Genomic DNA, 11,352 nt, shown 5'->3' on the forward strand with positions numbered 1-11,352 from the left:
GCGGCTACGGCCTCCCGGCGGCTGCGGCCCCTGCCCGGCGGTGGTGCGGACGGGGCCCGTGACGCGGATCCCGGGCCGGTGACCGGCCCGGATCCGGCCCCCGGCCCTCCTGAGGTCATGGGAGGGTGCGGGGACTCGGTAACCTAGAACAGGGGCGTTTTCGCGCGCCCGTAAACGCCGCGCAACCAGAAGGGCCCACCACCGTGGAAACCGCCGTGATCGTCGCCATCGACGGCCCCTCCGGCACGGGCAAGTCCAGCACCTCCAAGGCCGTGGCCGCCAAGCTCGGGCTGAGCTACCTGGACACCGGCGCCCAGTACCGGGCGATCACCTGGTGGATGCTCACCAACGGAGTGGACGTGAGCGACCCGCACGCGATCGCCCTCGCGGCAGGGAAGCCCGTGATCGTCTCGGGTACCGACCCGTCGCAGCCGACCATCACCGTCGACGGACTCGACGCCTCCGGCCCGATCCGCACCCAGGAGGTCACCTCCAAGGTCAGTGCGGTCAGCGCGGTGCCCGAGGTGCGCACGCTCATCACCGAGCTCCAGCGCTCGATCGCCGCCGAGGCCGCGCTGACCGGGCCCGGCATCGTCGTCGAGGGGCGCGACATCGGCACCACCGTGCTGCCCGACGCCGACCTCAAGATCTTCCTCACCGCCTCCGCGGAGGCCCGCGCTGCCCGCCGCAGCGGTGAGCTGAAGGGCAAGGAGGCGACCGACCTGGCCGCCACCAAGGAAGCCCTCATCAAGCGGGACGCAGCCGACTCCGGCCGCAAGACCTCGCCCCTGGCCAAGGCCGGCGACGCCGTCGAGGTGGACACCACCGAGCTGACCCTCGACCAGGTCATCGAGTGCGTGGTCACCCTGGTCGAGGAGAAGCGGGCCGCCGCGTGAGCGAAACGCCCTCCCTCAAAGGGGCGGCGATCGGCCGGCGCATCGGCATCGGGCTCATGTACGGACTGTGGCGCCCCCGGGTGCTCGGCTCCTGGAAGGTGCCGGCCTCCGGGCCGGTCATCCTCGCCGTCAACCACTCCCACAACATCGACGGCCCGATGCTGATGGGCACCGCGCCGCGGCCCGTGCACTTCCTGATCAAGAAGGAAGCGTTCGTCGGCCCGCTCGGCCCCTTCCTCGAAGGGATCGGGCAGGTCAAGGTCGACCGGACCGGCACCGACCGGGCCGCCGTCACCTCGGCGCTCGGCGTCCTGGACGACGGCGGGGTCCTGGGGATATTCCCCGAGGGCACCCGGGGCGAGGGAGACTTCGCCGCCCTGCGCGCGGGCCTCGCGTACTTCGCCGTCCGCTCCGGCGCCCCGATCGTGCCGGTCGCGGTCCTGGGCAGCAGCGAGCGGCGCGGCCGCCTGGTCAAGGGGCTGCCGCCCCTGAAGGGCCGCGTGGACGTCGTCTTCGGCGACGCCTTCCAGGCAGGCGACGGCAGCGGCCGTCGCACCCGTACGGCCCTCGACGAGGCCACCGTGCGCATCCAGCAGCGGCTGACCGCCCACCTGGACCACGCCAAGCGCCTGACCGGGCGCTAGGCCAGACTGAACGAGTAGTGGACCCACCCCCTCGGGGTACGGGATCCACCGACCACCACGAACGACGAGGAACGGACTTCATGAACGACCAGCACGACCACGGAGCGCTTGGCGACGCCGAGTACGCGGAGTTCATGGAGCTCGCGGCGGAAGAGGGCTTCGACATCGAAGATGTCGAAGGCGCGATCGAAGAGGCCGGACACGGCCCGCTGCCCGTCCTCGCCGTCGTCGGCCGCCCGAACGTCGGCAAGTCGACCCTGGTGAACCGCATCATCGGCCGCCGCGAGGCAGTCGTCGAGGACAAGCCGGGCGTCACCCGCGACCGCGTCACCTACGAGGCCGAATGGGCCGGCCGCCGCTTCAAGGTCGTCGACACCGGCGGCTGGGAGCAGGACGTCCTCGGCCTCGACGCCTCCGTCGCCGCCCAGGCCGAGTACGCCATCGAGGCCGCCGACGCGTGCGTCTTCGTCGTCGACTCCAAGGTCGGCGCGACCGACACCGACGAGGCCGTCGTCAAGCTGCTGCGCCGGTCCGGCAAGCCCGTCGTGCTGTGCGCCAACAAGGTCGACGGCCAGAGCGGCGAAGCGGACGCGTCCGCCCTGTGGTCGCTCGGCCTCGGCATGCCGTACCCGGTCTCCTCGCTGCACGGCCGCGGCACCGGCGACATGCTCGACGCCGTCCTGGAGGTGCTGCCCGAGGCCCCGGCGCAGACCTTCGGCGGCGGCGCGATCGGCGGCCCCCGCCGCATCGCCCTCATCGGCCGCCCGAACGTCGGCAAGTCCTCGCTGCTCAACAAGGTCGCGAGGGAGGAGCGGGTCGTCGTCAACGAGCTCGCCGGCACCACCCGCGACCCGGTCGACGAGCTGATCGAGCTCGGCGGCGTCACCTGGAAGTTCGTGGACACCGCGGGCATCCGCAAGAAGGTCCACCTCCAGACGGGCTCGGACTACTACGCCTCGCTGCGCACGGCCGCCGCCGTCGAGAAGGCGGAGGTCGCGGTCATCCTGATCGACACGACCGAGAACATCAGCGTCCAGGACCAGCGCATCATCACCATGGCCGTCGAGGCCGGCCGCGCCATCGTCATCGCCTACAACAAGTGGGACGAGCTCGACGAGGAGCGCCGCTACTACCTCGAGCGCGAGATCGAGACCGAGATGCAGCAGGTGGCCTGGGCCCCGCGCGTCAACGTCTCGGCCCTGACCGGCCGCCACATGGAGAAGCTCGTCCCGGCGATCGAGACGGCCCTCGCGGGCTGGGAGACGCGCGTCCCGACCGGCCGGCTGAACGCCTTCCTCGGCGAGGTCGTCGCCGCCCACCCGCACCCGATCCGCGGCGGCAAGCAGCCGCGCATCCTGTTCGGCACCCAGGCCGGCACCAAGCCGCCGCGGTTCGTGCTCTTCGCCTCCGGCTTCCTCGAGCACGGCTACCGCCGCTTCATCGAGCGCCGCCTGCGCGAGGAGTTCGGCTTCGAGGGCACCCCGATCCACATCTCGGTGCGGGTCCGCGAGAAGCGCAGCAAGAAGAAGTAGCGGCCGGCGGAACCGGACGTGCGCCGCGGGTCAGAGCTCGCGGCGGGGAGCGGGCGGCAGCGCCGCCGGGACGGGTGTCCCGGTGTGGTGCGGCCGCCCGCTCGTGTGTGCGCCCGCCGCCGCGTACCCGGCACCGGCCGGGCCGTCGGGGAGGGACGGCCAGGGATCGGGGGCCGGGGGAGCGCCCCAGGCGGTCGTGGCCGGCCAGTTCCCGCCGGCCCGGCCCCCGCCGCCGCCCTCCGGCTGGCTGCTGCCGTGGGAGCCGCCGTACGTGCTGCCGTAGGAGCTCCCGTACGAGCCGCCGTGCCCGGTGCCGAAACCGGTGCCGTACGAGCCCGCGTACCCGCTGCCGTACCCGCTCGTGTACGAGCCGCTCCCGTACGTGGAGCCGAAGCCCGCGCCCGACGCCCCGAACGCCACGAACCCCAGGTCCTCCTCGCCCGTACGGTCGCCCGGCAGGGCCCGGAACGACCGCAGGTACTCCGAGTACAGCGCGTCGAAGATCGGGGTCTGCGAGCCGCTGTGCGCCTCCCGGTCGCGCGCCGGGCGCATCGGCGGGATCTGGCTCGGGAACGGGTTCGGGAACGGCTGCGGGAGGGGCTGGGGGCGGGAGGCGTCGTATGAGTGCACGTCACTGCCAACGAACCGTGCGCCCGACGGATGCGGGCGCCGGGACGAAAACGCAGATCGCCGGGGGTACCAGGACATGCCCTGGTACCCCCGGCGCACACCGGCCGGCCCGGCGGAACCGGACCGGCCCGGTCGGGTCAGGTTCCCGCGAGCGGCATCGCGGCGGCGACGAGCAGGCCGGAGGCGGCCGCCTTGTCGAGCGCGTCGCGCAGCAGGTCCTCACGCGGCTGCTGGCCGATGGAGCCCACCGGGGCCGCGTACACCAGGACCTTCTGGGTGCGGTTCACGGCCGCCCGCCAGCCCTCGGTCACCGGCAGCGCCTGGTGCGCCTGCCACCAGGCGACGGGGCTGCCGCCGCCCGTGCCGGGCTGGAGGACGGCGTGCAGCTGGCCCATCGCCAGCAGCACGGACCAGCCGGAGAGCACCGACGGCGGGGAGCTCATGTCGGTGACCGGGATGAAGCCCTGCTCGATCAGCAGCGGCAGGAAGTCGTCCCCGGGGCCGGTCGTGCCCGGACGGGCGATCGGCGCGGTGGGCTCCACCACGAGCGCCGGGTGCAGGTCCCCGTCGAGCAGGACGAGACCGCTGGTGATGCCCAGGACGGCCTGGCCGCCGGGCACCGACTGGGGCGTGCCGGGGGCGTCCCCGGTGATGCTGGCGACGGCACCCTGCAGCTGGTCCTCGGAGACCGCGACCACCTGGGAGGGGATGCACTTGGCGTGGGCGAAGGCGAGCACGGCGGTCTCGTCGCCGACGAACAGCACCGTGCTGGTCGGTTCGCGTTCGGAGTCGCCCGGGGTGCGGCAGGAGGTGCAGTCGTAACTGCCCGGCGCGGTCTCGCCGGAGAGCAGCAGCTCGGCTTCTTCGTCGCCGATCTCGGCGCGTACGTCAGGGCTGACGTCGAGCATGCGCGACACGGGGTGACTCCTCGGACTAGGCGTGCGTGGGCCGGGCCGTTCCCGGCTCTCGGGGGCTCAACGGAGGAGCCGGGGCCGGGGTCACGCCCCATTTGTGGGCAGTTGACGTCGGGGGCGCGTTCCACCCGCCGGACCACGGCCCGTCGGCCGACCGGGTGGGGCCCCCGGCGGCGCCGCGCGGCGGGCCCGGAGGGGCACGCGGGCGTGCGTAGCGTGACCCGGTGCTCCGCTTCCGGATCTGGCCGGCCGTCCTGCTGACCGCCGCCGCGCTGCTGCTCCCGGCGCCACCCGGTGCCGCCGCCCACGGCGCGTCCGGCGCCGCCTCCGGCCGGGCGCCCGGCGGGCGGGCGGCGCCCCCGCCGCCGGCTCCGGGTCCCGCCGGGTCGGCGCACGCCGGATCGGCGGGGACGATCGGATCGGGGCCGGGCGACTGCGGCCCGGGCAGGCAGTGGCCCTGGGACTGCGTGGCCGACTGCGAGTCCGGCGGCCGCTGGAGCGTCAACACAGGGAACGGCTTCTACGGCGGGCTGCAGTTCGGCCAGCCCACCTGGGAGCGACACGGCGGGCTGGCCCACGCGCCGCGCGCGGACCTCGCGACCCGGGAGCAGCAGATCCGGGTCGCCGAGGCCGTGCTCGTCATCCAGGGCTGGGATGCCTGGCCGACCTGCTCCGCGCGCTACGGCCTCGCGGGCCGGGCGCACGTGGTGCGGCGCGGGGACACCCTGTCCTCCATCGCCCGCAAGTACCGAGTCGTCGGCGGCTGGCGGGCGCTGTACCGGGCCAACGCCGGGGTGATCGGCCCCTCCCCGGACGTGCTGGCCACCGGCACGGTGCTGGTCATCCCGGCGGAGCGGACGGACCCTGCGGCGGCCCGGCCGACCGGTGCTCCACCGCCTCCCCGCTGAACACCACCGCCCCGCGGCGCAGTTCGTGGACCAGTACGCCCGGCCCGAGCAGCGCGGCCGGCACCCGCTGCTCGGCGAGCACGACCGCGGCGCCGGCCGCCGCGAGCGCGCCGAGCAGGGCGTACGTACGGTCCGCCGCCTGCGGTGACATGCCCTGCGCGGGCTCGTCCACGAGCACCACGCGCGCCGTGCGGTCCAGGAGGGCCCGGGAGACCGCGAGCATCCGCTGTTCGCCGCCGGAGAGCGTGCCCGCGGTGCGGTGCAGGAGGGGGCGCAGGGCCGGGTAGCCGTCGAGGGCGGGTGCGGTGTCCCCGCGCGCGGCGGCCAGTTCGAGGTTCTCGGCCACGGTCAGCGTGCCGTACACCGCCCGCTCGTCCGGTACGAAGCACAGGCCGCGGCGGGCCCGGTCGTGGGCCCGCTCCCCGGTGACGTCGGCGCCGCGCCACAGCACCGCGCCGGCGCTGAGCCGGACCGCGCCGGCGAGGGCCCGCAGGGCGGTGGTGCGGCCGGAGCCGTTGCGGCCGAGCAGGAGGGTGACGGCGGCCGCCGGGACGGGCAGGTCGACGCCGTGCAGGGCTTCCAGGGGGCCGTAGCGCACGCGGGCGGACCTCAGGGCCATCTCAAGGGTCACGGAGCTCTCCCAGGGCCATCACGCGGACGGTGCCGGCGAGCCGGGCCACCAGGTCGAGGTCGTGCTCGACGATCAGCACCGCGAGGCCGTCCGCGGCGAGCGCGTGCAGGATCCGGGTCAGCGCGGCCGCCTCCTGCGCGTCGAGTCCGGCGGCCGGTTCGTCGAGGAGCAGCACCCGGGGGCCGCCGGCCAGGGCGCGGGCCAGTTCCACCCGGCGGAGGGTGCCGGTGGGGAGCCCGGCGGTGGCGGAGTGGCGCAGCGGGCCGTCGAGGCCGAACAGCCGCAGGGCGCGGTCGACGGCGGAGGGGTCGCGGACCCGGCCCTGCTCGGCGCCGACGCGGACGTTGTCCTCCACGCTCAGGGAGGCGAACACCGCCAGCTGCTGGAAGCTGCGGGCCACCCCGAGGCGGGCGCGGGCGTGCGGCGGGAGGCGGGTGATGTCCCGGCCGTCGAGGGTGATCCGGCCGCCGGCGGGCCGCAGGGTGCCGCTCAGGGTGTGGAAGAGCGTCGACTTGCCCGCGCCGTTGGCGCCGACGACCCCGGTCACCCGGCCGGGCGGGACCGGGAGGGTGACCCCGCGCAGGGCCAGGTAGCCGTCGGGGTACCGGACGGTGAGGGCCTCGGCCCGCAGGAGCGCGGGGGCGGGGGCGGGCGCGTGCGGGCGCGGGCCGTCGGCCGGCCGGCCGGGGGGTGGCGGCCCGCGCCGGGGGAGCAGCGAGGCCAGGCCGCCCGGGAAGCGGCCGGTGAGCACGGCCAGTACGCCGATCAGGGCGGCGGCCACGCCACCGCGGGCACCCGCGTCGAGGCCGACCAGGAGGGCCGCCGCGAGGAGCGCGCCGAGCAGGCTGTCGGAGCCGACCACGACGACCGCCGCGAACCACAGCAGGCTGCGGACCGGATCGAAGGCCCCGGGGTCGAAGGCGCGCAGCCCCATGCCGAGCATCCCGCCGCCCAGCGCCGCGAGGGCCGCGCCCGCGACGAAGGCGAACAGCTTGAGCCGCGGCACAGGCACACCGGCCGCCGCGGCCCCCGGCTCGTGGTCGCGCATCGCGGCCAGCGCCCGGCCGGTCCGTCCGCGGCGCAGCGCCCCGACGGCGAGCAGGGCGGCCGCCAGCAGCGCCAGTTCGAGCGCGTAGTACGCCCGGTCGTCGGCGAAGCCCGCGGGCCGGCCGAGGGAGAGTCCGGCGGTGGCGTACGGCTGGGCGAACACGAACCGGCTGACGGCCACGCCGAAGGCGAGGGTGACCAGGGCGAGGGCGAGTCCCCGCTTGCGGATCGCGGGGTGGCCGGTGAGCAGTCCGAGCGGGGCGACGAGGAGGACGGCGACGCCGAGGGCGACGAGTGCGGGCAGCCCGGCGGCGGCGAGCCGGGCGGTGAACAGGGCCCCCAGCCCGGCGTAGGCGGCCTGGCCCAGCGAGATCTGGCCGCCGCGGCCGGACACCACGACGAGGGACAGCAGGACGACGGCGAGCGCGGGCACCTGCACGGAGGTGTGCAGGTCGCTGCCGCCGAAGCCGAACGGCAGCAGCACCAGCACCCCGGCGGCGGCCCATCCGTACGCCTCCCGCCGCGCGGGCCCCGGGGGCCGCCCGGCCGCCGCCGTGCCGCGACCTGAGCCCCCGCGGGCGTGCGGCGCCTCCGCCACCGCCACCGGTTTCCGGTCCTCATCGGCGTCCGTGGCTGCGGGCGCGGCTGCCGGGTGGCGGGCTGCCGCGGGGGTGTGCGGCGCGTCCGCTGCCGCCTCCTTCCGCTGTTTGTGAACGCCCGCGCGGGCCGCGGGCGGTACGCGTTCCTCCGGCGGCCCGGGGGAGGGCACGGCGGGAACGGCGGGTCCGTCCGGCGGTTGGCGCAGCGCCGGAGCGGCGGCCCGGCGGCGGTGCCACGGCGACGACGGGAGCAGGGCGGCGACGAGGAGGGCGACCACGAAGAGGTTGGCCGAGAGGGACTGCACGAGCGGGGCGGCCCAGCCGGCCGGGTGGACGCGGGCCATCTGTGCCTGCGCGACGCCCAGGGCCAGCGCGGCAGCCACCGCCACGGGAACGCTCCGCATCCCCGCCAGCACGGCGACCGCCAGCACCTCCAGCACGAGCAGCGGCAGACCGTACGGGTCCAGACGGACGTACGGCGCCAGGAGCACCCCCGTCAGGCCCGCGGTGAAGCAGCCGAAGGCCCAGCCCGCCGCCGCGACCCGGTCCGTGTCGATGCCGCCCAGCGCGGCGAGCGTGCGGTTGTCCACCACCGCGCGCAGCTCCCGGCCGAAGCGGGTCCGCCGGTCGGTCCACAGCACCGCCAGGGCCAGGACCAGGACCGCCGCCAGCTGCGGCCACGGCTGCGGGAGCCCGGCGAAGAGCGACGGTGCGTCCGCCCGTGCCCCCGGCCCCCACAGCAGCACGGCCGCGCCGACCAGCAGGACGAACACCCCGATCGACGCGACCAGCGTGCGCTGCGGCCCCGCGCCGCGCACGGCCAGCGGACGGAACACCGCCCGGTCCAGCAGCAGGCCCAGCCCCGGCGCGACCGCCAGCAGGGGCACCGCGGCCGCCGCCCACAGCGGCCAGGACCGCACCACGGACAGTTCGCGGAACACGTACGCGCAGACCATCGCCACCGCGCCGTGCGCCAGGTTCAGCACGCCCGTGGCCCGGTACGTGACGATCAGCCCGATCCCGCTGAGCGCGGCCGCGCTGCCGACCCCGAGACCGGCGAGCGTCAGCTCGTACGTCAGCGAGGCCATGCGGGCTCACACACCGGGCAGGGGGTGAGCGGGGGGTCCCCGTCCGCGTCGGCCGCGGGCGCGGCATCCGCACGGCCGTCCACCAGCGGGCAGTCGGGCCGGTGGGCCAGCGTGCCGCCCGGGACCCGCAGCGGGGGACCGGGGGAGGAGGGGCCCAGCCAGGCCCGCCCGCCGGCCGCAGCCGGCGCCGCTCGGCCGGCGTCGGCGCCGCCGGGAACCGGCCGCCACCCCGCCGCCAGCAGCACCGCACCCGCCACCACCAGCGCCGCTCCCGGCACCGTGCACGAGGCCAGATAGGGGATCTGACGCTCCGCGAACCGCTCGCCCGAGATCCCGTACCAGCCCAGCACGCACAGCGCCGCGCCGCAGGCCAGGGCGGTCACGGCGGCCCACGGGGCCGGTCGCGGGGCGGTCTGCATCGGGGCTCCCCGGGAGGCGGAGGCGGGTGACACGGTCGCGGAGGTACTGGGCTCGGGTGCCGATTTTTTGCACTATGCCCTGAACGGACAGACCCTGGAAGCATCGAGCCGAACGGCTCGCACGGACACCGGTGGTGAGCCAGATGGTCCTGGGCAGACACCCGCGCGCGGCGGTCTGGGCCGCGGCAGCGGTCCTCGTACTGTCACCCGCGGTGGCGGGGTGCTCCGACGGACCGGGTGACGGGGGAACGAAGGCAACGCCCGCCACCGCCACCGTCAGCGCGCCCGCGGCGGCCGGCACGGCCGGGGCGCCCAGCGCCCCCGGGCCCGCCGACCCGGCCGCGGCGAAGGCGGAGATCGAGAAGAACTGGACGGCCTTCTTCCATCCCGGGACCTCCACGGACGAGCGCGTCCGGCTGCTGGAGAAGGGCGAGACGCTCAAGCCCCTCCTGGCCGCCTTCGGGGCCGACCCCAACGCCCGCAAGTCCTCGGCGCGGGTCACCGCCGTCGAGTTCACCTCGCCCACCGAGGCCACGGTGACCTACGACCTGCTCGTCGGCGGCGCGCCCGCCCTGCCCGGCAGCAAGGGCATCGCGGTCCTTGACGACGGGGTCTGGAAGGTCTCCCTCAAGTCGCTCTGCGCGCTGGTCGGGCTCAGCGGCAATGCGTCGGTGCCGGGCTGCTGAACACCTGCTGCTCGCGGTGCTCCTGACGCTGAGCGCCGCCTGCGGCAGCCGCCTGCCGGAGAGCGCCTTCGCCACGCGCACCCCCGCGGCGCCGGACCGGGCCGCCGGGACCATCCGGGTCGGGATCATCGCCAGCACCACCAGCCCCGTCGGCGGTGACGCCTTCACCGGTCCCGGCGAGGGCGCGGCGGCCTGGTTCGACGCCCTCGACGCGCAGGGCGGGATCGGCGGGCGCCGCGTCGAGGTGTTCACCTGCGACGACGGCGGCAGCGGCGTGGGCAACAACGCATGCGTCCACGAACTGCTCGACGAGAAGAAGGTGTTCGCCCTCGTCGCGACCACGGCCCTCGACTACGCCGGTGCCCCGCTCGTCAGCCGCGCGGGCGTCCCCGACATCGGCGGCCAGCCCGTCGGCACGGCCTACGACACCTACCCGCACCTGTACGGGATCTACGGCAGCCGGTCCCCGCGCGACGGGAAGAACCCCGGCTGGAACGGCACCCTGTACGCGGGCACCGAGGTCTACCGGTACTTCAAGAAGACCCGGGGCGCGCGCACCGCGGCCGTCGTCTCGTACAACCAGGCCGCCTCGGCCGCCTACGCCCGCCAGCTCACCCGCGGGCTGGAGGCCGAGGGCTACCGGGTGGTCCAGGAACAGGTCGACTTCGCACTGCCCAACTTCCGGGCCGTCGCCGCCGATCTGCGGGCCCGCGGCACCGACCTCGTCTTCGACGCGATGGACGCGCACGGCAACGCCCGGCTCTGCGAGGCGATGGACGAGGCCGGCGTGCGGGTCACCGCCAAGGTCACCAACGTGCAGAACTGGAACGACGCGGTGCGCGGCGAGTACGCGAAGGCGCCGCGCTGCCGCAACGCCCTCTGGGTCACCGGCGCCAGCCGCAACCACGCCGACGCCTCCCACCCGGCGGTCGCGGAGTTCCGGGCCGCCATGGCGCCGCGGCTCGAGGGCCGGCCGCTGTCCCAGTGGCAGCTGGAGGGCTGGGCCGCCGCCATGTGGTTCACCGACGCCGCCCGGTCCTGCCTCCCCGGAGGCCTCACCCGGCCGTGCGTCGAGCGCTTCCTGCAGCGCGCCGAGCCGTACACGGCGCGCGGCCTGCTGCTCCCGGTGTCCTTCGTGCCCGCCGCCGAGCCGCCGCGGCAGCTCCGGACCTGCCTGTCGGTTGCCCGCTGGCAGGACGCCGGGGGCTGGCGCACCGAAGGCGGCGACATGACGGCCAACTGCCACGACGTACCGCAGCTGCCCTACCGGCCCTGACGCCCGCCCGCCGCCCCCGCCCGCCGCCCCCGCCCCCCGTCCCCGTCCCTGCGCGCACCGGCCGCACCGGCCGCGGACCCGG

General features: G+C 76.0%; 11 protein-coding genes. 6 read left to right on the plus strand and 5 right to left on the minus strand.

Annotated elements, in window-relative coordinates; genetic code table 11:
- The first annotated feature begins 203 nt into the window (after positions 1-203).
- The 3 genes from cmk (at position 204) to der (ending at position 3,072) form a co-directional block, all read left to right on the plus strand.
- Entirely contained in the window at positions 204-896 is a 693-nt protein-coding gene (gene cmk, locus ACZ7H1_RS14700) for a (d)CMP kinase (protein ID WP_470786715.1), read from the plus strand.
- On the plus strand, positions 854-1,540 hold the full coding sequence (locus tag ACZ7H1_RS14705; protein ID WP_470786717.1) for a lysophospholipid acyltransferase family protein: 687 nt from the start codon (positions 854-856) through the stop codon (positions 1,538-1,540). Before cmk ends, ACZ7H1_RS14705 begins: the two co-directional genes overlap by 43 nt.
- An 80-nt stretch (positions 1,541-1,620) precedes the next feature.
- Positions 1,621-3,072: a ribosome biogenesis GTPase Der gene (der, locus tag ACZ7H1_RS14710; RefSeq protein ID WP_470786718.1), complete on the plus strand. Its 1,452-nt coding sequence runs from the start codon at positions 1,621-1,623 to the stop codon at positions 3,070-3,072.
- A gap of 30 nt (positions 3,073-3,102) precedes the next feature.
- On the opposite strand, the gene ACZ7H1_RS14715 is transcribed toward der, so the two are convergent.
- On the minus strand, positions 3,103-3,702 hold the full coding sequence (locus ACZ7H1_RS14715) for a hypothetical protein (protein ID WP_470786720.1): 600 nt from the start codon (positions 3,700-3,702) through the stop codon (positions 3,103-3,105).
- Between the two features lie 137 nt (positions 3,703-3,839).
- Entirely contained in the window at positions 3,840-4,610 is a 771-nt protein-coding gene (locus ACZ7H1_RS14720; protein WP_470786993.1) for a hypothetical protein, read from the minus strand.
- A 230-nt stretch (positions 4,611-4,840) separates the two neighbouring features.
- On the opposite strand from ACZ7H1_RS14720, the gene ACZ7H1_RS14725 reads away from it, so the two are divergent.
- Positions 4,841-5,524 carry a transglycosylase family protein gene (locus ACZ7H1_RS14725; RefSeq protein WP_470786722.1) on the plus strand — a complete coding sequence of 228 codons (684 nt, stop codon included), beginning with the start codon at positions 4,841-4,843 and terminating at the stop codon, positions 5,522-5,524.
- On the opposite strand, the gene ACZ7H1_RS14730 is transcribed toward ACZ7H1_RS14725, so the two are convergent.
- Genes ACZ7H1_RS14730 through ACZ7H1_RS14740 form a run of 3 tightly spaced genes read right to left on the minus strand, consistent with a single transcriptional unit; the run spans position 5,457 to position 9,308 of the window.
- On the minus strand, positions 5,457-6,155 hold the full coding sequence (locus ACZ7H1_RS14730) for an ATP-binding cassette domain-containing protein (RefSeq protein ID WP_470786724.1): 699 nt from the start codon (positions 6,153-6,155) through the stop codon (positions 5,457-5,459). The two genes, ACZ7H1_RS14725 and ACZ7H1_RS14730, sit on opposite strands and share 68 nt — an antisense overlap.
- Positions 6,145-8,889: an ABC transporter permease subunit gene (locus tag ACZ7H1_RS14735; protein WP_470786726.1), complete on the minus strand. Its 2,745-nt coding sequence runs from the start codon at positions 8,887-8,889 to the stop codon at positions 6,145-6,147. The genes ACZ7H1_RS14730 and ACZ7H1_RS14735 overlap by 11 nt, the downstream gene beginning before the upstream one ends.
- On the minus strand, positions 8,877-9,308 hold the full coding sequence (locus ACZ7H1_RS14740) for a hypothetical protein (RefSeq protein ID WP_470786728.1): 432 nt from the start codon (positions 9,306-9,308) through the stop codon (positions 8,877-8,879). The genes ACZ7H1_RS14735 and ACZ7H1_RS14740 overlap by 13 nt, the downstream gene beginning before the upstream one ends.
- 143 nt (positions 9,309-9,451) lie before the next feature.
- Between ACZ7H1_RS14740 and ACZ7H1_RS14745 the strand changes: the two genes are divergently transcribed.
- Together ACZ7H1_RS14745 and ACZ7H1_RS14750 are read left to right on the plus strand one after the other, a co-directional pair.
- Complete coding sequence (locus tag ACZ7H1_RS14745) at positions 9,452-9,994, plus strand: MTB12 C-terminal domain-containing protein (RefSeq protein WP_470786994.1); 543 nt, start codon at positions 9,452-9,454, stop codon at positions 9,992-9,994.
- Positions 9,972-11,270, plus strand: a complete 1,299-nt coding sequence (locus tag ACZ7H1_RS14750) for an ABC transporter substrate-binding protein (RefSeq protein ID WP_470786730.1) — start codon at positions 9,972-9,974, stop codon at positions 11,268-11,270. The genes ACZ7H1_RS14745 and ACZ7H1_RS14750 overlap by 23 nt, the downstream gene beginning before the upstream one ends.
- Positions 11,271-11,352 lie beyond the last annotated feature (82 nt).

It is taken from the genome of Streptomyces sp. NPDC037401 (assembly GCF_055602345.1).

Bases quoted from the DNA above. Each gene is read 5' to 3' on its own strand.
- ACZ7H1_RS14735 (WP_470786726.1), bottom strand. From the start codon at position 8,889: ATGGCCTCGCTGACGTACGAGCTGACGCTCGCCGGTCTCGGGGTCGGC.
- ACZ7H1_RS14745 (WP_470786994.1), top strand. From the start codon at position 9,452: ATGGTCCTGGGCAGACACCCGCGCGCGGCGGTCTGGGCCGCGGCAGCG.
- ACZ7H1_RS14750 (WP_470786730.1), top strand. From the start codon at position 9,972: ATGCGTCGGTGCCGGGCTGCTGAACACCTGCTGCTCGCGGTGCTCCTG.
- ACZ7H1_RS14740 (WP_470786728.1), bottom strand. From the start codon at position 9,308: ATGCAGACCGCCCCGCGACCGGCCCCGTGGGCCGCCGTGACCGCCCTG.
- der (WP_470786718.1), top strand. From the start codon at position 1,621: ATGAACGACCAGCACGACCACGGAGCGCTTGGCGACGCCGAGTACGCG.
- ACZ7H1_RS14720 (WP_470786993.1), bottom strand. From the start codon at position 4,610: ATGCTCGACGTCAGCCCTGACGTACGCGCCGAGATCGGCGACGAAGAA.